Origin of the sequence: Legionella gratiana, from assembly GCF_001467695.1 — a bacterium.
GTDB classification, from domain to species: domain Bacteria; phylum Pseudomonadota; class Gammaproteobacteria; order Legionellales; family Legionellaceae; genus Legionella; species Legionella gratiana.
This window is the reverse complement of the sequence record NZ_LNYE01000003.1, coordinates 94,834-117,811: the sequence shown is the minus strand read 5'-3', so window position 1 is coordinate 117,811 and position 22,978 is coordinate 94,834. Positions and strand designations below refer to the sequence as shown.

Below are 22,978 nucleotides of genomic sequence, written 5' to 3'. Positions count from 1 at the left end.
AAAACAGAAAACTCTTGATTTTAGATTCTAAAATTTTGCAGCTTCAAACCTATGGCGCATGATTCACCCCCGCATTATCTCAATAATTTTATTATTTTTTACTGTAATTCTTTCAAATTCTAAACCATAATAAAATTGACTGTAAGTGCTCATTTTGTATATAGTGCCACCCACAAACAATAAGAATCCTTAATCAGGAGTAGCAATGACTAAGAAAACAGCTAAACTCAGTATTGAAGGCCAAGAGCCGCTTGAATTACCCGTTTATACACCTACTTTAGGGAACGATGTGATTGATATCACACAGCTGGGTGCTCGAGGCGTATTTACCTTCGATCAAGGTTTTTTATCTACTGCTTCCTGTGAATCCAAAATTACCTATATTGATGGCGATAAGGGGATTTTACTCTATCGGGGCTATCCAATAGAACAGCTTGCTGAGAAAAAAGACTTTCTTGATGTAAGTTATCTTTTACTCAATGGCGAATTACCCAATGCTGAAGAGAAGAAAAAATTTGTTGGCTTAATTAATAACCATACTATGGTACATCAACAAATGTACCAATTCTTAAATGGTTTTCGTCGTGATGCCCATCCTATGGCAATTATGGTAGGGATGGTTGGTGCTCTATCTGCTTTTTATCACGACACTATGGATCTCAATAACGCAGAAGATCGTTTTATTTCAGCGATTCGTATGGTTGCAAAAATGCCTACTTTTGCGGCAATGAGTTATAAATATTCAATAGGCTTACCTTATATTTACCCCCAAAATAAAATGTCTTATGCTGAAAATTTCTTGCATATGATGTTCAGTGTTCCTACGGAAGAATCAACTCCTGATCCAGTTCTCGTACGTGCAATGGACACTATATTTATTTTACATGCTGATCATGAGCAAAATGCATCAACTTCCACGGTACGGCTTGCTGGCTCAACAGGCGCTAATCCTTTTGCTTGTATTTCTGCAGGTATTGGTGCTTTATGGGGACCTGCTCATGGAGGCGCAAATGAAGCGTGTTTAAATATGCTAAAGGAAATTGGAAGTGTTGATCGAATTCAGCATTATATTAAACGAGCAAAAGATAAAGATGATCCATTCCGCTTAATGGGTTTTGGACATCGTGTGTATAAAAGTTATGACCCCAGAGCTAAAGTGATGCGTCAAACTTGCTATGACGTTTTAGAGGCTGTAGGTGCAAAAGATGCTCCTCTATTCAAGTTAGCTATGGAGTTAGAACGCATTGCTCTTGAAGATGATTATTTTATTGAGAAGAAACTTTATCCTAATGTTGATTTCTATTCAGGATTGACATTAAGCGCTATCGGAATCCCAACCAATATGTTTACCGTAGTCTTCGCCTTAGCTCGTACAGTAGGTTGGATGAGTCATTGGATGGAAATGGTTGCTACAAAATCAAGAATAGGTAGACCACGCCAGCTTTATACTGGTGAAAAAACCAGAAATGTACCTTAATTAACCTACATCAAATCTTCGCTTATAGGGCGTGTTTTCACCCTCGCCTCAACGCTGTCTTTTGATCACATCTCTGACTACGTCCCGTGGTTTATCCGCGGGATCCAGTGTTTTAAAACATGATAATACTCCAATTGTTCTTGCTTGTGGTAATGCAGCAATTGAGTCCTGACTATCACTTAGAATTTGGCATTCAAAGTGGCATGACATGGTGGTAACCTACCCTGCGGATGTTTATTGGGCATAGTCATGAGTGCAATGATCAATTTTTATGAATGCAACAACACCAGATTAGTTGCAAATCGGCGCTATTGGTCGTTTTTCAAGCTTAGTAACAAAGCAGAGGGCAGCCTAATTTTTACTCTTAATTAGATAATGATTTGCGTAAAGTAAAACCACATGATATATTTTGCGCAAATTATTACGCCTGTTGTAGAAACAATAAGCTAGATTTGCGCGACTCACTGAAGGAAATTTTGAGAACAAGACACATCGTTTTAATCAATAAAAAGGTTCGTCGCCAAGGTATAGGTTCGGTGATTGGACATCTCAGGATTGTTGCTCACGATGCCCCTCACCATCATTAAGTACTGAGTCGATAATTGCTGATTTAATTTAACCCTATTCTCTTTCTTACTGAATCTATTACCTCTTATTAACGATTTGCATTGCTTTAATAGGAGCTCAACTTTGTCACAAAAGAAACAAGAACTCAGTTCATACCGATTGGAGAAGTTGGGTACCCCTCTCGCTGTAATTACCGACCTAGTAAATTCGCAAGAATTAAATCAAGAAAACCTTAATTTACTCAAAAAAATTCTATTATGTACCCATATGGGGCGATTGTTGATCAATGGCCAGCCCCCAGACAAAGAGATTCCTCTAGCAAATTATTTGTTTGACAGTGAACGAGTCATCTTTGATTTGACTCGTCTTAGTAATGATAAAAAAAAGCAGTTTGAAAAATGGCTACTTGAAGACCCCAGAAAGAATCAAAACACATCTTTGTTTAGTAGCGCGTCAATCAATGAATATCGTGGCTATACCGCTGAAGAAAAATTAAATTGGTGGGGCAATCTCATTCGATTATTTTTCGGACCTTATGTTCAGAAGTGGAAAATAAGCGAAATCCATTTATCAACACAGTATCAGTTGTTGGGTATAGAATCGATCAAAGGAGAAAATGGTATTCTAATTGGGTTTGATCAAGCGAATGCATCTTATGATAAAGATCATTACCGCCAGCCCTTTTTACTAGATGATGATGAGTACATGGGGAATACCAAGCGCGTTGCTCTTACGGACAATATGATTACTGAATTATTGAATACTTCATTAGCCGATCTTGATATTCATACTATTGGCCAAAATCCACATCCTTTATCGGTCAAGGTTACTGACAGGCAAGCAAGATACGAGAACATGCATGAATATCGGCAAGCACATAGATATTCAGTAAACAAACCTTGGTATATTCGAATATGGGATTGGTTTGCCTCTCTTTTTAAAAATCGGGATGAAAAAAACGAGACACAAACATCAACTAAAGGTAGTCATCCCGTAGAACCCTTACAAAGTCTGATTCGTGATGAAAAAGTGACACTTTATCGTCGAAAAGCGACAAAACAAATTATTGTTTATGAAAAACGCCCCGATATAGAACATTTAGTGTTATGTGGTGGAGGACCTAAAATTTATGGCCATGTGGGTGTGTGGAAGGCACTGAATGAAAATGGCATAGTGCCCAAAGTTTTTGCAGGAACTTCTGCAGGAGCTATCATCTCATTGTTTTGTTATTTGGGCTATACAGCAGATGAAATATATGCCATCCTCAAAAATTTAAAACAAGAACATTTTGTAAATTTTAATCCAAACAGAGATGGTATTTCGGACTCAAACTCATTCAAAACAGCCATAGATTACGGCATTGCACTAAAAGTCAAAGAAATTACAACAAAGTACAACATTCCCTATCCTAAAGGCAACATTACATTTAAAACCTTAGCTGAATTGAAAAGGAGATTTCCCGATTGTGGCATTGGTGATGAGCTGATTGTAACGAGCACAAATGTATCCAAAGGCAAAACCACCTATTTTTCAGTATCAAAAACACCAAACATTGAAGTAAGTCAAGCAGTTACTGCCTCTGCCAGCATTCCCGTGATTTTTAAAGGCCATATGATTGAGGGAGAAATACACCGCGATGGAGGAGTGCTTAACAATTTTCCTACAAATGTATTTCATGACGAAGGGAATACACTATTGGAATCAGAAGATTGGAACAGTTTTAAAACTTTGGCCGTACAATTTGATACGGGTGATGAAAGAAAATCAGTCGATGTGCAAACTGAAACAGTTTATAGAGAAAACATTTTTTTAAATTGGTTGGCGGGGCTATTATCCGGCGTTAAAGACCCCGCTAGTGGTTGGGAAAAAGATCGATTAAAACTAAGAAAATACGCGGCACAAACATTGTTGGTTGATGTCAGCCAGCTTTCAGGTAACAGCTTAACCCCAGATGAAAAAACTCAAAGAAATCTGATTAATAGTGGTTACAAAACAGCCAAAGAATATATAGAACAACGTTATAGTGAGAAAAATGGAGAATATCATAATGCTGAATATATGCATTCAACGTTTTCTTCTTTGGAGGAATTATTGGTTTATTGTTGTTATCGGCACGACTACAAATGGTTTGAAAATGTATATCAACTTATGATGAAAGAAGAGACGTCTGAACAGGAAAAAATGAACTTGATTGCTCGTGTCAATAAGCTAAAAGAGATTTATTTTCCTGAAGAAGCATCACAGCATAAAAAGAACGCTACTAAGCCATCGATTAGTTTTTACACTCATGAAATATGCGACCAATTTGTGTCCACAAAACACAGCGATGATTGCAAAATATTTTTAGCCTTATATCCAATCTTACTTAAGATGAGCAGTAAGTTTGTTAGAACCAAAAAAGATAAAAATGTTCTACATGATGCACATCATGCATTCAGCTCTAATGAGCCTTTTAAATTTTTAAAGCATCTTGGGTTTATCCAAGGTGAAATGCACATTGTCTTACACGTGTTTATCAATCTCATCAGAGAGCTAAAAAATGGAACATCACCTGAACTTTATCATGCCCTGAAAACACTGCGTGATGTTGTATATGAAGATAAAAGCTTGTGGGAAAATTACTTCTATGGTGAATGGAATTTAACCACCAAACAATCAATCCAGATTGTAGAATTAATCAAAAATAAAAGTGAAACACTAAAACAAACGTGTGAAGCCTTAAATGGTAAAGATCCATTAAATACGAGAACAGATGAAATAGCCCCTCAAGAAGCCCTGACTTTGGATGAACTGGCTGATAAAGCATGGATGTGGTCATCCAAAACCTTTGTCTAAAGTGTAATATAATATACTGACCCTCCGCTTTCGCAGAGGGGTATTCTTTGAAAAACTGGCGTTATTGAATTTGTTGCACACTATTCTAACTATTTTTATGCCTCTTGTTCTTCCAAAGCATAAGACTGTACTGTAGTTTGAGTTAAATCCAACAGCTCTCTGATTGCAACAAAAAACATAGTATAGTTTAGAACTGAACTTGCTTTCAGATCTGCTAAAATGTAACGCCAACGTTGAATTAATGCTCGATGTGATTCACCCCAAGAGGAAAGACGCGCTTCTAAATCCGGATTATCGCTGTCATAGTTAATCAATCCAGCTGTAAGTTGTCGTTGTTGCCAATCTAGATCATCTCGCAATGCCTCTCTGGATAAGGATTCCCAATGATTTTCGCTAGGATGTATAATAATTTGTTTTCTTATCCAGGCAAGATCTAAGAACTCACCTATTCCATAATAAATTTCAGCAACCTTAGCTACACTCAAATTTTTCTTATAGGCGATGTCGATAATGTCAGTTGCCGCAAATAAACCACGAGATATAGTGAGCTCACGAGCTAACGTGGGTAAAATACCTTCATCAATAAGCCCTTGATAATGCTCTTGATATTTAATGCGCCGCTCTTCACTTAAAATAGATGGTATCGATTTTTTCAGTGTAGTTATTCCATCCGCGTAAAGTTGGACAATTTCAGAAATATCTACTGCTTTACGTTGACTACGTAAGAACCAACGGGTAATACGTCGTGCAAGTCTCGCGTATAACATCATCATTTCAATTTGTTTCTTAGCACTTATCCTGGTACCTAATTCCTCAATTTGTTTCCAAACAGATTCTAAGTTAAGAACTGCGCGAGTAATGATGTATGCTTTGACAATTGCAGAAACAGGTGCCCCCGTTTCATCTTGTAATCTGTAAACATAAGTAAAGCCCATTTCATTAACTATAATATTGCTTAATTTTGTGGCAATGATTTCTCGTCTTAATGGATGAGACTGCATTTGTTTACTAAAACGTTCTTGCAAAGGCATTGGAAATGAACTAATTAAAAAATGCTCCATATAAGCTTCTTCAGGAACACCTGATGCTAAAATTTGCTCTTTCAAAATAGTTTTGCTATAGCACATCAAGACTGCAATGCTGGGACGCATTAGTCCTTTCCCCATTAATTTGCGTTCCATAATCGCTTTATCATCGGGCAAGTATTCTAAGTTACGATCAATTTTACCTGTTCGCTCTAATTCATTGATATAGCGACTTTGTAGATCCAATGCTTGTAGCGGTTGTGATGCGGATAAACTAATTGCTCGAGTTTGTAAGAAATTATCTCGAAGAACTAATTTACTCACCTCATCAGTCATCTCAACCAGCAGTTCGTTTCGTTGCTTGGCTGTTAAATCACCACTTATCACAATACTGTTAAGTAAAATTTTAATATTTACCTCTTTATCAGAGCAATTCACTCCCCCAGAATTATCAATAAAGTCGGTATAGACCATTCCGCCATTTAAAGAGTACTCGACTCGCGCCAATTGAGTGAAACCTAAATTACCGCCTTCGCCCACAACTTTACAACGGAGTTGTTTCGCATTAACTCGGGTCGCATCATTAGTTCGATCACCTACATGAGCATTCGATTCAGTACTAGCTTTCACGTATGTACCAATCCCTGCACTCCAAAGCAAATCAACTTGAGCTTTTAAAATCGCTTTAATTAACTCATTGGGTTCAATTTCAGTTTGCTTAATGCCTAAAATCGCTTGCATTTCTTTACTAACAGGAATTGATTTAGCATTGCGATTGAATACACCTCCCCCCTTGGAAATAAGTTTTTTATCATAATCAGACCAATTTGAGCGAGGTAAATGAAACAGACGTTCACGTTCTTTATAGCTTTCTTCAGCATTAGGATTAGGATCAACAAAAATATGGATATGGTTAAAGGCACCAATTAACTTGATATGTCTTGATAACAACATTCCGTTACCGAAAACATCCCCAGCCATATCACCAATACCAACAACAGTAAAATCATTATTTTCAATGTCTATATCTAATTCATAGAAGTGACGCTTTACGGACTCCCATGCACCTTTAGCAGTAATTCCCATTTTTTTATGGTCATATCCGACCGAGCCGCCCGAAGCAAAGGCATCACCTAACCAGAAACCATATTCTTGAGATATTGCATTTGCAAGATCAGAGAATGTTGCAGTACCTTTATCTGCTGCAACAACAAGATAAGGATCATCTTCATCAAAACAAATAACATTTTGGGGCTTAACTACCTTACCGTCCACATAATTATCTGTGATATCTAACAAACCACGAATAAATAATTGATAACAGCTAATTCCTTCAGCCATTATTTCTTCACGCGTACCATTAACAGGTAAAAGTTTAGGTACAAAACCACCTTTAGCACCACTTGGTACAATTATTGAGTTCTTTACTTGTTGTGCTTTCATTAAACCAAGTATTTCAGTACGAAAATCCTCTCTTCGATCAGACCAACGTAAACCTCCCCGGGCCACTTTGCCACAACGTAGATGAACCCCTTCAAAACGTGGTGAATAAACAAAGATTTCAAACATGGGATGTGGCTTTGGTACGCCAGGGATAATCTTGCTGTTAAGCTTCAACGAAATATAAGGACTGTGATGTTTATTTTTATTAATTTGATAAAAATTAGTACGCAATGTTGCACTAATAGCATGGATGTATTGTCTAATTATTTTATCTTCATCAAGATTTGATACTCCATCAAGATCAGCTAAAATTTCGATCGATAAATCAGTAAAACGGTCCTCCCTATTAGGATCATCAGCGGGGTTGCAACGAATCTCAAATAATTTTACTAACTTTTTCGCAATAGCAACATTATTATTTAAAGCCATTTCCATATAATCTTGGCTGAAAGTAATGCCAATTTGTTTAAAATATTTAGCATAGGTACGTAAAACAGCTACCTCGCGCCAATTTAGGCCTGCTGCTAAAACTAACTGATTAAATCCATCATTATCAGCCTCACCAAACCAAACCTTGGCAAAAGCATTTTGGAATAACTCCTTAATCTCATCTAGATCAAACTCAGTGGCTTTATTATATTGCATGGCAAAATCATTAATCCAAGTAACTTTACCATCATCAAACTTTAATGGGTAGGGACGCTCACTAATCGCACGCAAACCTAGCTTTTCCAATATTGGTAAAACATCAGATAGCGGAATTGTTGAATCATGCTGATAAACTTTTAATCTAAAACTATTTTCCGATTCATCCAGAGGCTTATAAAAATTTATCCCTAAAGGATATTCAGACGCAAGCATTTCAATATGTTTGATGTCATATACTGCTGTTCTAGCAGAAAACATATCACGGTAAGCAATTGGAAATGCATTTTTATATCGTGCATACAAACTATTTGCTTGCTCCTCTCCATAAGACTCATTTAAATGAGTCTGTAAATCATCTGCCCATGAACGACCGGCTTCAATCAGCTTCTTTTCAATTTCTTTTAAATCATATTCAAGAGGTAATTGGGGGTTAATTTTAATGATAAAATGAACACGTGCTAGCACAGACTCAGTAAACTGTTGTGAATATGTAGTCTCAATCGAGTTAAAGCTTTCATCGAGAATTTTCTTCATCGTCATTCTCAATTCAGTATTAATCCTTTCTTTAGGAACATACACGAGGCATGAGACAAAGCGGTGATAAACATCCATTCGCGCAAACAAACGAATGCGCTTTCTATCTTGCATGTAAAAAATACCCATCGCAATTTCAAGAAGTTCATCCTCAGTTCCCTGAATTAAATCATCGCGAGGCAGAGTCTCAAGAATGTTTAATAAAACTTTACCTGCATGACTTCTAGGATTAAGTCTAGAGTTTTCCATAATGAGAGCTACTTTACGACGCAAGAATGGAATTTGTTTGGGATTCGTATGATAAGCAGCTGAAGTATACAAACCAATAATTCGTCGTTCCCCAATAACTTCTCCTTGCGCGTTAAATCGCTTAATGCCTATGTAATCGGTATAAGCATCACGATGCACGCTTGCCAATGTATTTGTTTTTGAAGTTACTAAAATACGGGGAGATAAGGAAAATTCACGCGCTTCAGGGGCCATTGCAGAAATACTACGAGCCATAGGCTTTGTGACATTTTCACGTAAAAGACCTAATCCTGTATCAGGTATTGCTTGCAGAACTGTTTCTTTCCCCTTTTTCACGAGCTCATAATCTCTCATTCCTAAAAAAGTAAAATGATGGTCTTCAATCCAATGCAGAAAAGCCTTAGTCTCCTCGACTTCGTCTAAATCAAGTATTGAAGAAACTTTATCAATCTCTGCAATTGCTTCACGGACTGCTGCACGCATTTTTTCCCAATCTTCGAACACGACTCTATTGTCCTCTAGTGCTCGTTCACATTCTTTATGTAATTGCTCAAGCATTTTTGGATCGGTTTGTCGATCAATTTCAAGAAATATAGGAGCCTCGTAAATTACCCCCTGTTCATCGATCACTTGATTACGAGAGAAAATCTCACAAACTTTATTATTTTTATCTCTTTTAACGCGAATACCGCCCATATGTATGGTTAAATGAGAGGATAATCCCATTCTGTGGATTACCAAACGAATCGAATCGACTAGAAAAGGCATATCATCACAAATCACTTCAATCACTGTATGCGTCGTTTGCCAGCCGTGCCGCTCAAAATCGGGATTATAAATTCTTATTTTTGTTTCATGTGGCGCACGCTCACTGATTAGGGACCAAAAGTTCACTACAGCACCATAAAGATCATCTAGATTCCATGCACTAAGATCTTCCATAGCCACAGTACCATATAGCTGTTTGGCAAATTCGGCGCAGAACTCAGCTTGATCACCAAGCATAGAGCTTTTAATTTTATCTACAATGGCTTCAATTAATACATCTTTACCTTCTTCAAATTTATAAGACATTGTTCTACCTCGTCGATTTTGCCTCAGCCCTGCAGCGAGAATTATTGTTTAAATAAATAACCAGCCACTCATATCTCACTAAAGAACAGTAGATAAGAGTGGCTCAAAAATTATGTTTTATGATAATCCATCTTATTGAAGATTAATTATCAGTACACTCCATTAAGAATCACTAACTGCTATGGTTTTAATATTTACAAATTCTAATATACCTTCTTTTGATAACTCACGACCATAGCCAGACTCTTTTATTCCACCAAATGGTAATCTAGGATCAGATGCAACAAAAGCATTGACAAAACATACTCCGACATCAATTTCATAAGTCGCAATATGCTCTCCTTTTTCTAAATCACGTGTAAATACAGCTGCCCCTAAACCATATTGACTTTGATTAGCATAGGCTATTGCTTCTTTTTCATTATTGGCTGAAATAATCACAATAACAGGCCCAAATAACTCTTCATCAAAAGCAGGCATGCCTGGTGTTACACCTGTTAGTAACGTTGGTGGATAAAAATATCCTTGACCGTCAGGAATTATACCACCACACAATAATTTAGCACCTTGTTTTAGCGATTTTTCTACTTGTAAATGTAGGTTATCTCTCAAGTCTGAACGAGCCAAAGGACCAAGTTTTGTATCGGGATTAAGCGGATCTCCCATTTTAAATCCTGACATTTGTTCCAGTATTTTTTGCACTAACTCTTTTTCGATAGATTTTAAAACAATGATACGCTTAGCAGCAATACAAACTTGACCTGAATTGTTTAGTCTTGAAGTAACAATACAGTTTGCAGCTAAATCAAGATCAGCATCTTCTAGCACCAAATAAGGATCATTTCCACCGAGCTCTAACACTGATTTCTTCAAAAATTTCCCCGCATGACCTGCAACAGCACTCCCAGCTCGCCCACTGCCAGTCAAAGTGACCGCAATAACAGATGGATGTTCAATTACTTTTGCTGCTCCATCATTATCCACGATTAAATGTTGAAAGACATGAGGCGGAAAGCCTGCCTCTAAAAAAAGCTGCTCTATTTTATTTCCTGTACCTGTTGAAATAGGCGCATGCTTTAAAGCTGCCACATTTCCAGCCATTAATGATGGAACTGCAAAACGAAATACCTGCCAAAATGGAAAGTTCCATGGCATAATGGCGAAAACTATTCCTAGAGGTAGATGACATACTTTGGCCTTTTTCATTTCAGTTTGAATGATTTTAGGCGCAAGGTATTCTTCAGCATGTTCCGCATAATGCTCACATAGCCAAGCACATTTCTTAATTTCAGCCTTACCTGCTGTAATTGGCTTTCCCATTTCATGAGCCATTAATTGTGCAAGCTCGTCGGTTTTATTTTTCAAAAGCTTCGCAAGTCGTAGCATCAATAAACTTCTATTACTAAATGATGTTTGTTTCCATTCCAAATAAGCTTCATGACCTTTATTAAGCTTTTCATAAGTTTCCTGTATGCTCAGGCAATCATAACTTTGCAAAACTTGTTCTGTTGTAGGATTTATTGTTTGAATTTTCATTATGTCTCCATACGGAATAAAGTATATTTAACGCAAAGTTAGCAACTCTCCTTGCGTACTACTTTTGATTATTGATACTATTTTTATGTTTTACGCTTTTTACAAAAAATAGTGGTCAATATATTAATACACTTAATTATTATCTTCGAAATCTGTTTTAGAAAGAATTTTCACTAAATAGATTTCTATTAACACTAGGATAATTGATGAATTTAAGCAAATTGAAATTCCATCCATTACAGTACATCGCTGCTTGGTCAGTACATGTCTTTACAGCAAGTGCCGCGTGTATTGGCGTTTTTTCGTTAGTAAAAATGTATCAGCATGAATACATTTTTGCTTTATGGCTTATGCTAATCACAGTAGTCATAGATGCTGTTGATGGAAGTTTTGCTCGCCTCGTTGAGATTAAAAAAATTTTACCGCAGATCGATGGAGCTCTTCTTGATAACATTGTTGACTATTTAAACTATGTTATTACCCCATGTTTTTTCTTACTGGTGAAACCTGATATGCTCCCACCTCAATATTCGGTTTTTCTGATTGCAGCAGTCACGATTACCTCTGCTTATCAATTTTGTCAATCAGATGCAAAAACACCAGATCATTTTTTTAAAGGATTTCCGTGTTATTGGAATGTGGCTATTTTATATATGTTTATATTTAATACTTCCGCAACAACTAATGCCATAATATTAGCTATTCTTTCTATACTAATTTTTGTGCCTGTAAAATACGTTTATCCTTCGAGACTCGATTACTTAACAGAATCAAAGATATTAAAAATACTGATGCATATTTGTTCTATTGTTTATGCTATAAGTTCGATTTGTTTGCTCATTAGTTACCCTAACCCCAATATTATCTGCCTTAGCCTCTCTATGGCTTATGTTGCAATGTATTTGTTTTTAAGTTTTTATAGGACTTATTATCCATTAATTAAAGCAAAAATGACCGCACATAAAGAATAAACTTCTTTTTTCCTGTAAGATAGACTTTGTTTTTTTTATGATTAAAATAACCCAAAAATTTACTTATTGAGGTTCATTATGTTTTTGTTTCATCAAATCAATAAATCGTTAATTCTCTCTATAATACTAGTTAGCTCCGTTGACGCTGCTGGTCAATTCCCACGTGGATGTGAAGTGACAGGTTTTGGATATAATCAAAATTATTTAATTTTAAACGAAACTGGGAATCAGTCTTATTATCTGATACAAAATCATTCTGACAGTAAAATTGAACTGGAACGTTTAAATACCGAAGAAGCTTTTATGAACCCGCCCTTACATGCCTCTTTAGATCCAATGAGCTGGGGAGCATTTGCATCTGATGTCAAAAATTTAAATTTTAAATGCTATAAACGCACCGATGAAAACTCAGTTCTCGTCGCTTGCCAAGATGTATTAGAAGTATGTCAATACCCAAGAGTAAAATTCGCCCTAAGCAACATGGGAAATTATTGGATCTCATTTAATAAACCACAAGGAGAAATTATCCAAGATTCTGTAGCAAAGGGTATTTATTTAAAATGGTGATTTGTGGTTAAAAAACTATTTATCTTATTGGGATGGATTGGAACACTCATAATATTATTTGGAACCACTCAAAAGCCGTCCCATGTTTATTATATTGCTGGTGCTCTCGCATTACTTTCGACAGCAATTTATTATAAGTTATTTTTTTATGTTGCTCTTGAGCTTATTCTTATAGCAGGACACTTAGCAATTTTTCTTAGGATCGGACCATATACTCAACTTTTTCTACCCATACTACTCTGTGCTCAGCTATTAACCTTCTATATTGTATTTGGTAAGGTAAAAATCTTTTTAGTACTAGGAATTTTAGGAGTTGCTTTTCTCTCAATAGGACTAGCCTATAATAATCAATGGATATTTTTTTCTGGCAGTACATTTATTGCCATCTACTCTTATTATGCTGGGCACAAGGGACAACACCCTGCTTATATTTGGGCAGGTTTAAATACAGCTCTTGCTTTAATTGCTCTGAGTAGGATTCTGATATTTTAATCATACTATATTCTTGAAACCCAAAAGCACTATACTTTTAGCAAAGGTAACCACCCTCAAACCCAGTCTTTCACCAAGAGATCAGATACTCTATCTATGCAATTATAAGGATTCCTTATGTACCGAAGGCGGCATTTTTCGCGCAATCTGCGCTCAAATACCGCCTTTCACCAAGAGGCAAGCATACCCCCTGAACGAATACCATTCCCAGCTCTAGTCGCTAAATTTTTTATAGAGCAGTAATGATTTGTAATTTTGAACAAAGTTGAACATGTTTTTACTTCTTTGCATTTTTCTTTACTTAGCAGGAACAATTTCAATATTTAAGTTAGCAATAATATCACTATGTACATGTATTTCAACAACAAAAGTGCCAATTGAGTGCAAAGGACCTTCTGGCATCACGATTTCACGCTTGCTTATTTCGATATTCTTTTCAATTAAAGCATCTTTGATTTCATTAACACCTACAGAACCGTATAACTTACCTTCGTCACTAGCCATGGCACTAATAACTACATGAATATCATTTAACTTAGCAGCACGTTGTTCGGCAATAGATAAAGATTGCTGTGCTTTCTTTTCGAGTTCAGCTCGACGTTGTTCAAATATTTCGATATTTTTAGGTGTAGCAAAAACAGCTTTATTTTGTGGAATTAAAAAATTACGACCATAACCTGCTTTTACATTAACTTTATCACCTAGGTTACCTAAATTTCTCACTTTTTCTAATAAGATAACTTCCATCTCAATAACCCCTTAAATTGATTCGCCTACCCTTGATGGGAGGTACGCTCTAAAATTAACTAAACTATCTAATGAACCAAGGACAATGTAGATACATAATACAAAAGTTGGTTTCAATAATATTAATAACATTAACAGAATGAATATACTAACCTGGCCTTTACGAGAAAAAATAAAGCAAACCAGAGTAAATCCAGCGAGTACAAAATAACAAAGCACCAAAGGAAGGACATTGATAGCCAAAGGAATTTCATAGTAAGAAGCCAAAGAAATCCCCAAAAGAACTAAAAATGATAATTTGCCACTTCGAAATGTCATAAACTCATTCTTAAAGCCCCCGGGTACAAACAATTTAGCTTGCACTGCACGAGCAACCATCAACGACATCACTAACGAAATAATAACGCTTAATACCTGAATGCCGAAAAACAGTTGTGCTAAAATCGATGAGTTTATACCATCGAGAGAACTTTCAACTAATTCCTGGTATTGTATGATGAGCATTTTAAATTGCTCAAACTGCTCCGTGATAAAATTAGGTGCTAAAAGTTGAAGAAGCAAACATCCCAAAAACACTTGTATAAAGAATACTCCAAATGCCACTTGCCATTTGCCAGTTTTCCGCAAACAGAGTGCTGCAAAATAACAGGGCACATAAGCAATAAGAGTATTAATTAACGCACCAGACAATGGTATCAACATCATCAGTGGGACAGAATGAATCACTAATGCAGGCAATAAAATATCAAAACCGGACTTTGCACCTTTTCTTAACGTTACTAAACAAACTAAAGCAACTGAAAGCCAGGACACAAATGGCAACACCGAGCAAACTGCAGCACAAACAATGGCATACTGTTTATTTTCAAGCATTACCTTGCATTGTTTTGTTATAAAATTACCCGCGCGCTTCATTTGATTTATTTATGACTATCACAATAAGGTAACAGACCAAGGAATCTGGCATTCATAATTGCTCTTGCTAATTGCCTTTGAAAACGAGTATGTGTTCCAGTAATACGGCTTGGTACTATTTTTCCTGTTTCAGAAATATAATTTTTTAACAAATTGATATCCTTATAATCAATTTCATTGCCGCCTTCCGCGCTGAAACGGCACATTTTTTTTCTACGAAAATAAGCTGACATAAATGACTCCTCTAAGCTGCTCTGGTTTCTTTTTCTTTCTTCATCAAAACAGACTCAGTAGTAATCGCTTGTTTTTGACGTGTAATTAAGTTTCTGATGATTGCATCATTGTATTTGAATGCATTTTTAATCTCTTCAAGAGCTTCAAGGCTGCATTCAATATTCATAAGAATATAATGTGCTTTATGTACATCACAAATTGGATAAGCTAATTGACGACGACCTAAATCTTCTTTTCGGTGGATTACACCAGCGTGCTTGCTTATGATCCCCTCATAGCGCTCAACCATCGCAGGTACTTGCTCGCTTTGATCAGGGTGCACAAGAAACATAACTTCATAATGTCTCATGAGTTCTCCTTATGGATTCAGCCTTCTGTTATTTAATGGTAACAGTAAGGCAAGGTTTTAAAAAAGCTGCCAATTATAACTATTTTAACTATCTCTTACAATGTGTAGGATACATAAAAAATAGAAATTTATAAATTTTAGTACTTAAAACTATAATCCAAATTTTTTTTACTCATTTATCTCAATTTATAGTGGCAAATATCTATAAATTAGGTTACCGTGCACTGGATAAATATTATGGACTTACAACTTAACCGAAAGTTATAGAGGTTTTTAATGGATATAATTTCTCTTCAGTTTGAAGAACCTTTAATGATTCATATTGGCAATTCATCTGTTAAAATTTTAGCTTTTAAGACACAAGAACCTGGGAATATCAAATTTGGAGTTGATGCTCCTAGATCAGTGAATGTGCATAGGGAAGAAATTTTTCATGCAATTAAGCAAAAACAACTTTTAGATACAGTCGAATAATTAATTTAATGAACCAAATATCATCACGGCCAATTAACATTCTTGCTGGACTAATGCTGGCACTGTCTGCTATTGTTTTTTTGATAAATCACTTTTTTTTTAAATATCAGGGGAATAATTACCTTCCGGGAGGCACTCCTTTTCTAGCAACTGTCTTATTGCTTTTCAATTTTGGTTTAATACTTTATTTTCAAAAAGGAAGCAAGTTCAGACAAATTGGAAAAGAGCTCCTTTACTTATTCGGTATAATGTGTTTGATTGCGATAGCAACCAATGCAGTGCAATTAACCCCCTTTCCCCCCATAGACAAGTCCATTGTTAATTTTGAAAATTATTTACATTTACCTATGGATTCACTTGTGGTTTGGACAAATAACCACCCAAAGTTTAAATACTTGCTTGGTGTCACTTATGATAGCTTAACCTATCAAATGAGCATTTTACCCTTATTTGTCATTTTTACATGCCACTTTCATCTAGTTCGAGAATATTATTTCTATTTATTGTGTACAACCTTAATTGGATTTTCATTTTATTATTTTTTTCCAACTACAGCTCCAGCAAGTATTTTAAACAGTACGCTTTTTTCTATTTCACAAATAGCCACAGGCCTTAAGTTTGAACAAATTCATCATTATATTATTCCTACTACAAATGATGGAGGACTTATTGCCCTTCCTTCTTTTCACGCTATCTGGGCAATATTATGTGTAAACTTAGTTCGAGATTGGAAAATTATATGGGTTGCTTTATCAATTATTAATCTATTTCTAATCGCATCATGCGTGCTTCTAGGATGGCATTATCTAACTGATATCTTAGGTAGCTTTATTGTTTTGTTGATAAGCTACTATTTTTTTAATAAGTGTAAAACAGAGAAAGAGCCTGAAAGAGAAAGTACCTTCTTGAATGACTCTTAAATGAGTTCCACGTCTTAGCCGAAACTCAAACTCAGTTATACCTTATATTTTTCGCACTAATCCTGATGGAAAAGCAAGCTCATTTTGAATTACTTTATTATTCCAGTTCACTTTATTAAAAACAGCTAATTGTTTTTCTATCACGGTATGTAACTGTATGTTGCGCTGCTCACTAAGCATAGGGTATACCTGTAGAACCAAATCGCCATCTTGTATACCTATTTTTACGGGTTGATTAATGACTCTTACTTGAGTTCCGACTGGAACTAAGCGATATAAAAGCTCAATATCATTAGGATACATCCTTATGCATCCCGCACTTACACGAGCACCTATTCCATCCTGTCTATTAGTACCATGAATAAGAAATGTAGGCCATCCTAATCGTAGAGCATATTGACCTAATGGATTATAGGGACCTGAAGGAAACTCTTCAGGAAGAAAATCACCATTTTTTTCAGCTTCCGCACGTAAATTTTCTGTTGGTCTCCACTTAGGATTGGCTACCTTAGCAACAATTTTGGTTACTCCTAGTGGGGTTTTCCATCCTTTACGTCCTATACCAACAGGAAAAGTAAGTACTACATTTTCATTTTCAGGAAAATAATAAAGTCTGTATTCAGCTAAATTAATTACAATTCCCCTTCGAGGAACAGGAGGCAAAATATGCTGCGAAGGAATAATCAGCCGTGAATTAGAAGCTAAAGTACGCCTAGGATCAATATGCGGATTAGCTCTAATTAACTCATGATAACCTACATCAAAACGTTTTCCTATTTCATCAATGGTTTCAAGACTTTCAGACAAAGCATATTGTGGTTCGCCTACTACGTCTCCTGTAGTAGGCAAAACCAACGTAGTTGCATGAGCAATAATGAAAAATCCAACGAATTGTAAAAAAATCAAAAAACACAGTCTGTTTTTACTTAAGCACATTTTTAATCATATCTCGAAACGTACCAAGGTGACACAAAGTGAGTCCCTATATTTTCTCCCAGGTTTAACTAGTGCTTCCCCCAAGTTACTTATGCTTACTCAATAAGAAAATTTATAAGCTCTCATCCACTTTGAAACGTTCCCCGTATTTTGACTCTAAAGTCTTAAATAATTTTTCCAAATTATTTTCTCCAAAATCCTTGGCATAATTCATTGGCCCCCCACGAAATGGAGCAAAACCTGTCGCGAATATCATACCTGCATCAAGTAAATCAGCATCAGCAACAACTCCCTCGCGTAAACAAGCAGCTGACTCATTTACCATTCTTAAAATTAACCGATCTGCAATATGAGCGTCTATAGCAACGTTTGGTCGTTTTTTAATGGCTTTACCATTTTTATATTGATAAAAGCCCTCACCCGACTTGCGACCAAGTTTTCCTTGTTGAACCATGTCACGTAACTTCTGAGGAACAGTGCCACCAAAATGTCCCGTTAAATTTTCAGCCACAGCCAAACCAACATCCAAGCCAACAGTATCTGCCAATTCAACTGGTCCCATAAACATACCAAAAGCTAAAGCTGCTTCATCTATTGTTTCTGGACTATACCCCTCATCCAATAATTGAACACATTCCATCAAATAAGGCATTAATACTCGATTTACTAAGAATCCCGGGCTGGACTTAACCGGCAAAGGAAGCTTACCAATTTGATTAACAAACGCACAGGAATTAAGTTCAACTTTCTTAGAAGTTCGATCACTACTCACAACTTCAACCAAATCCATCTTTGCTACTGGATTGAAAAAGTGAATTCCAACAAGACGTTGAGGATCATCCATAACACTGCTCATTTCGTCTAATGGAATACTTGATGTATTCGTAGCGATAATGGCATCTTTTTTAGCAAATTTTTCGATTTTTTTCATAATTTCTTGTTTAACGGCAAGATTCTCGAAAACAGCCTCGATGATTACATCAGCTCGTGCAATACCATAACCCTCTGGATCAGGTATTAAATTATCCATTGCGGCTTGAATCAGTCTTGGTTTACGTAATTTTTTCTTATATAAAGCATGAGCACGGCCAATCGCAGGAGCAATTTGAACATAAGTCTGATCCTGTAACGTGACCTTAAGTCCTCGCAATGCACACCAGGCAGCGATATCACCTCCCATCACTCCTGCTCCGATAACATGTACCTGCTTAGCCTTAAAATCACTCCCTTTGGCAAAACCTTTCAATCGTTCACGTAAAGTGAACGCTCGGATTAAATTTTTTGAGGTAATTCCCGTAGATACTAAATGTTCTACGGAATCTATTTCTTTTAAATAAGCCCTATCCCCTATTCCTCCCTCACGTTCCCATAAATCAATAATCGCATAAGGCGCTGGATAATGCTCTTTCCGGACTCGTTTGGCAACATTACGGCGCATTAAAGCCGCAAGAGGTTTTCGCACCCATGCATTATTGGTAATTCCTTGTATTAATGATGGCTTATGCTTCGCAGGTTTGTTTTTAATAAAATATACTGCAGCTCGTTTTAACTGACGCACAGGGACCACATCATCAACCATACCCAAACTTTTCGCTCTTGCAGCGGAAACCGCGCTACCTGTTAAAATAACCTGGGATAAGGCATTAAATCCCCCTATCAGTTGCGGTAAACGCACGGAACCGCCCCAACCCGGATGTATTCCAAGCATCACCTCAGGCAAACCAATTCGGGTATCTTTTTCATCAGTAGCAATACGATAAGTACAAGCTAAAGCTAACTCATACCCTCCTCCCATACAAAAGCCATCGATCATAGCAACACTAGGAATTGTTAATGCTTGTAATCTGGTAAATACTGCTTGCCCTTTTCGTAAAAAATCTACCGCGTGCGCAGTTGTTTCAAATTTAGAAAAAGCGTTTACATCTGCACCAGCAATAAATCCCTTTTCCTTAGCAGAATATATAATTAGACCTATAGCATTCTTATTTTGTGAAACTTCATGGAGCAAACTATTCAATTCATCTAATACTTCTTCATTGATACTGTTTACAGTAGTATCTTTTCTGTTTAAACCCAACCATAAAATAGTGTCATTGTCTTGTTGCAAGTCCCAATGTTTATAATTATTCATGTCCTTTCACCTCAGTCACTCGTTCAAGATACATTGCCCCACCCTGTCCTCCACCAATACAGATAGAGGCCATGCCTCGCAACTCATTTCTTTGTTCTAATGATTTTAATACATGTAATACAATCCTAGCTCCGCTTGCACCTATTGGATGTCCAGCCGCGATTGCTCCACCTTCACGATTTAATTTATCTAATGTAGGTCCACCCCAAGCTTTTTCTAAACCTAAATGAGTGCGGCAATAATCATCATCATTCCAAGCCGCAATACATCCAAGAACTTGCGCAGCAAATGCTTCATTAATCTCCCAACAATCCATATCACTTGGCTTTAGTTTTTGTCTTTGTAGGATTGGTGTTACCGCATGAACTGGACCCAGTCCCATTTTTGAAGGGTCAAGCGCAGACCACTGTGAATCTACGATTCTGCCAATAACGGACAGACCATATTTTTTCACTGCATCAGCGCTAGCAAGCAATAACAAACATGCGCCATCAGTTATTTGAGAGCTGTTGCCTGCAGTTACCATACCGTATTTTTTATCAAAAAAAGGTTTTAATTTAGCTAGTTTTTCTACCGTCGAATCCGCCCTTAATCCATCGTCTTGGGCATAAATCCGCCCTTTATAGTCAATAATTGGTGATACTTCTGTCATTTTGCTTTCATTATATGCTTGCGCTAATCTAAGATGGCTCTGACAAGCAAATTCATCCATTTGCTCACGCGTGATGTTAAATCGATAAGCAACCTTTTCAGCTGTTTGCCCCATGTTCATACCAACAATAGGATCGGTGAGTCCGCGAAGTAATGCAATAACAGGAGCAAGAAAAGAAGGCCTGAATTGCGTCATAAGACCCAATTTTTGACCAATACTTTTAGAAGCATACCAACTGGCCAACCAAGAGGCCATTTTTTGATTAAATAATAAAGGAGCATGACTCATCGCATCAGTCCCACCAGCAAGAACTAAGTTACTGCGTCCATTCGCAATTTGCATTGCAGCATTATCTAAGGCTTGCATGCCAGAAGCACAATTTCTCATTACAGTAAATGCAGGAACTTTATTACCACAACCTAGACGCAAGGCAACTACTCGTGCAATATTGGCCTCATCCGGACCAGGCATGGCACTACCAATAATTACCTCATCCAGTTCTACGGGAGAAAACGGCTGTCGATTTAATAATGTTATACCTGCAGCCACAGCTAAATCTGATCCCGAAAAAGGACCTATTCCTTTGGCTTTAAGAAATGGCGTTCGATTGCCATCAACAACATAAACATTCCGACCATTTAAATTTGACTGCTGTTTCATTGATCCTCCTTATTTATCTATGCGTTCATGTCACGGCAATCACATTTATTATCTTCTCAAAAGCAGGCATGACACGAGCAATATTCTCTTAATTCAATATTAACCCGATTTATGAATGTTAAAGAGTAGCAGTAAACATGAAAATTTGGAAATTTTATAAAACATTAAATAAAAAATAAATAAACCCAAATAGTTGAATAAATAAGCATTCATGTTTAGATTTGACAGATATGGGTCCGATACTTATTTTCTAAGAGTTGTATCGTACTAATGAGTTTATCCTTTGGATTAACAATTTCAATTTCGTATAATTTTTCTAGAATACTATCAATATTTTCTAATTCCTTTCGTTTAATTTTCTCAACTATTTCTGTAACCTCTCGATCATGAAGAGAGTTTGAGGTGGAACAGCCAAAAAAATGTACCTTAAAATGGAGTTTTGTTTTTGTGAGATATTCTTCAAGGTGCAAACGTATTTCATCAATTACTAGAGGTAATAATTTTTTTTCACTTTTTCTTAATTCGAAAATAAACCGATCAAATTTTCCATCTTGTTGCTCCAATGACTCTAAAAGAAATAACAACTGACAAACAAGCTGATGCGGATCTCTTGCCTCTGCTATTAACATACGAAATACAATGATTAATTGCTCCACATTCACTGAGACATGATGATCAAGATTCAAAAATACTTCTTTTTCGATGCCGAGTAACATTCTTAAAAAAACGTTATTCAGAGTAGAAGCGATAACTTTCTGAAAATTTATAGATGTCGTCCAATGCATCTTTTTGTGGACATTATTTTTTAATTTATTTACTTCATTTTGTATATCCATAGCTGTAAATACGATTTCATCTTTACAAAGAGGTATAAAATCACTAACGTAAACAACATGGTCATCAGCATTCTTCACATGAAGGATAAGTAAGCCCATACATACTCTGGAAAACTCAGATAAAGAAACATCTCTATATTGATTATTTTCTGCAAACAAATATAAATCCTTAATAAAACCCAATATCGCCATTAACTCAAACTCATAATCCCACCGCGTTTCTACTAAATTAATTAAATGAGTAATAAATCGCTCCGCCATTTCCTTATTTGATTTGCAAATTTTTTTAGCTTGATACTGTAAAATTTCCGTATACCACATAGGCAATTCAAAAGTTAGTTTCTATCTTATGGTATTAACACAGTTTTATATCTATGAACATATTTTGTATTTTTTAAAATCATACTGATGCTTTTATTGCTTTATTCAACTAAGATAAGATTTCAATAAGTTTGCAACATATATTGACGACATTAAAATACCTGATATACTGCGCAACCATTGATTGGAGAGATGGCCGAGTGGTCGAAGGCGCTCCCCTGCTAAGGGAGTATGGGAGAAATCCCATCGAGGGTTCGAATCCCTCTCTCTCCGCCAATCAACGCGCCCGTAGCTCAGTTGGATAGAGTATCTGGCTACGAACCAGGGGGTCGGAGGTTCGAATCCTTCCGGGCGCGCCATTAAATCAAGTACTTACGTGTGTTTT

At 36.4% G+C, this 22,978-nt stretch carries 18 protein-coding genes and 2 tRNA genes; 9 read left to right on the top strand and 11 right to left on the bottom strand.

Features of this window, described 5'->3' with window-relative positions; translation table 11 throughout:
• The first annotated feature begins 205 nt into the window (after window positions 1–205).
• Window positions 206–1,477: a citrate synthase gene (gene gltA, locus Lgra_RS01380; protein ID WP_058497499.1), complete on the top strand. Its 1,272-nt coding sequence runs from the start codon at window positions 206–208 to the stop codon at window positions 1,475–1,477.
• 48 nt (window positions 1,478–1,525) lie between these two features.
• On the opposite strand, the gene Lgra_RS17700 is transcribed toward gltA, so the two are convergent.
• On the bottom strand, window positions 1,526–1,687 hold the full coding sequence (locus Lgra_RS17700; protein WP_157068244.1) for a hypothetical protein: 162 nt from the start codon (window positions 1,685–1,687) through the stop codon (window positions 1,526–1,528).
• A 480-nt stretch (window positions 1,688–2,167) separates the two neighbouring features.
• On the opposite strand from Lgra_RS17700, the gene vpdC reads away from it, so the two are divergent.
• Entirely contained in the window at window positions 2,168–4,879 is a 2,712-nt protein-coding gene (gene vpdC, locus Lgra_RS01375; RefSeq protein WP_058497498.1) for a Dot/Icm T4SS effector VpdC, read from the top strand.
• A 95-nt stretch (window positions 4,880–4,974) separates the two neighbouring features.
• Here vpdC and Lgra_RS01370 read toward each other — a convergent pair whose 3' ends face one another.
• On the bottom strand, window positions 4,975–9,852 hold the full coding sequence (locus Lgra_RS01370; RefSeq protein WP_058497497.1) for an NAD-glutamate dehydrogenase: 4,878 nt from the start codon (window positions 9,850–9,852) through the stop codon (window positions 4,975–4,977).
• Between the two features lie 162 nt (window positions 9,853–10,014).
• On the bottom strand, window positions 10,015–11,388 hold the full coding sequence (locus Lgra_RS01365; protein ID WP_058497496.1) for an NAD-dependent succinate-semialdehyde dehydrogenase: 1,374 nt from the start codon (window positions 11,386–11,388) through the stop codon (window positions 10,015–10,017).
• 206 nt (window positions 11,389–11,594) lie between these two features.
• Between Lgra_RS01365 and pcsA the strand changes: the two genes are divergently transcribed.
• The 3 genes from pcsA (at window position 11,595) to Lgra_RS01350 (ending at window position 13,418) form a co-directional block, all read left to right on the top strand.
• Window positions 11,595–12,359, top strand: a complete 765-nt coding sequence (pcsA, locus tag Lgra_RS01360) for a phosphatidylcholine synthase (RefSeq protein ID WP_058497495.1) — start codon at window positions 11,595–11,597, stop codon at window positions 12,357–12,359.
• 78 nt (window positions 12,360–12,437) lie between these two features.
• Window positions 12,438–12,926, top strand: a complete 489-nt coding sequence (locus tag Lgra_RS01355; protein ID WP_058497494.1) for a hypothetical protein — start codon at window positions 12,438–12,440, stop codon at window positions 12,924–12,926.
• A gap of 3 nt (window positions 12,927–12,929) precedes the next feature.
• A complete protein-coding gene (locus tag Lgra_RS01350) occupies window positions 12,930–13,418 on the top strand; it encodes a hypothetical protein (protein ID WP_058497493.1) in 489 nt (162 codons plus the stop codon).
• Window positions 13,419–13,715: 297 nt separating this feature from the next.
• On the opposite strand, the gene rplI is transcribed toward Lgra_RS01350, so the two are convergent.
• Genes rplI through rpsF form a run of 4 tightly spaced genes read right to left on the bottom strand, consistent with a single transcriptional unit; the run spans window position 13,716 to window position 15,663 of the window.
• Window positions 13,716–14,165, bottom strand: coding sequence for a 50S ribosomal protein L9 (rplI, locus tag Lgra_RS01345; RefSeq protein ID WP_058497492.1), 450 nt, complete (start codon window positions 14,163–14,165; stop codon window positions 13,716–13,718).
• Window positions 14,166–14,177: 12 nt separating this feature from the next.
• The gene (locus Lgra_RS01340; protein ID WP_058497491.1) at window positions 14,178–15,080 is read right to left on the bottom strand and encodes a hypothetical protein; all 903 of its coding nucleotides are present in this window, start codon (window positions 15,078–15,080) and stop codon (window positions 14,178–14,180) included.
• Window positions 15,081–15,085: 5 nt separating this feature from the next.
• Window positions 15,086–15,313, bottom strand: a complete 228-nt coding sequence (rpsR, locus tag Lgra_RS01335) for a 30S ribosomal protein S18 (RefSeq protein WP_058497490.1) — start codon at window positions 15,311–15,313, stop codon at window positions 15,086–15,088.
• 11 nt (window positions 15,314–15,324) lie between these two features.
• A complete protein-coding gene (gene rpsF / locus Lgra_RS01330; protein WP_058497489.1) occupies window positions 15,325–15,663 on the bottom strand; it encodes a 30S ribosomal protein S6 in 339 nt (112 codons plus the stop codon).
• Window positions 15,664–15,939: 276 nt separating this feature from the next.
• On the opposite strand from rpsF, the gene Lgra_RS01325 reads away from it, so the two are divergent.
• Complete coding sequence (locus Lgra_RS01325; RefSeq protein WP_058497488.1) at window positions 15,940–16,137, top strand: carbon storage regulator; 198 nt, start codon at window positions 15,940–15,942, stop codon at window positions 16,135–16,137.
• A gap of 8 nt (window positions 16,138–16,145) precedes the next feature.
• Window positions 16,146–17,057: a phosphatase PAP2 family protein gene (locus Lgra_RS01320; RefSeq protein WP_058497487.1), complete on the top strand. Its 912-nt coding sequence runs from the start codon at window positions 16,146–16,148 to the stop codon at window positions 17,055–17,057.
• A gap of 42 nt (window positions 17,058–17,099) precedes the next feature.
• Here the strand turns inward: Lgra_RS01320 and Lgra_RS01315 are convergent, their stop codons facing one another.
• From Lgra_RS01315 to Lgra_RS01300, 4 genes are all read right to left on the bottom strand, one after another.
• Window positions 17,100–17,993, bottom strand: a complete 894-nt coding sequence (locus tag Lgra_RS01315) for a L,D-transpeptidase family protein (RefSeq protein ID WP_058497486.1) — start codon at window positions 17,991–17,993, stop codon at window positions 17,100–17,102.
• A 112-nt stretch (window positions 17,994–18,105) separates the two neighbouring features.
• Window positions 18,106–20,124: a 3-hydroxyacyl-CoA dehydrogenase NAD-binding domain-containing protein gene (locus Lgra_RS01310; RefSeq protein ID WP_058497485.1), complete on the bottom strand. Its 2,019-nt coding sequence runs from the start codon at window positions 20,122–20,124 to the stop codon at window positions 18,106–18,108.
• Window positions 20,117–21,436, bottom strand: a complete 1,320-nt coding sequence (locus Lgra_RS01305) for an acetyl-CoA C-acetyltransferase (protein ID WP_058497484.1) — start codon at window positions 21,434–21,436, stop codon at window positions 20,117–20,119. Before Lgra_RS01305 ends, Lgra_RS01310 begins: the two co-directional genes overlap by 8 nt.
• Window positions 21,437–21,651: 215 nt before the next feature.
• Window positions 21,652–22,593, bottom strand: coding sequence for a hypothetical protein (locus tag Lgra_RS01300; RefSeq protein WP_058497483.1), 942 nt, complete (start codon window positions 22,591–22,593; stop codon window positions 21,652–21,654).
• 186 nt (window positions 22,594–22,779) lie between these two features.
• On the opposite strand from Lgra_RS01300, the gene Lgra_RS01295 reads away from it, so the two are divergent.
• Window positions 22,780–22,869: transfer RNA gene (locus Lgra_RS01295), tRNA-Ser, on the top strand.
• 6 nt (window positions 22,870–22,875) lie between these two features.
• Window positions 22,876–22,952, top strand: a tRNA-Arg gene (locus Lgra_RS01290).
• The last annotated feature ends 26 nt before the right edge of the window (window positions 22,953–22,978 follow it).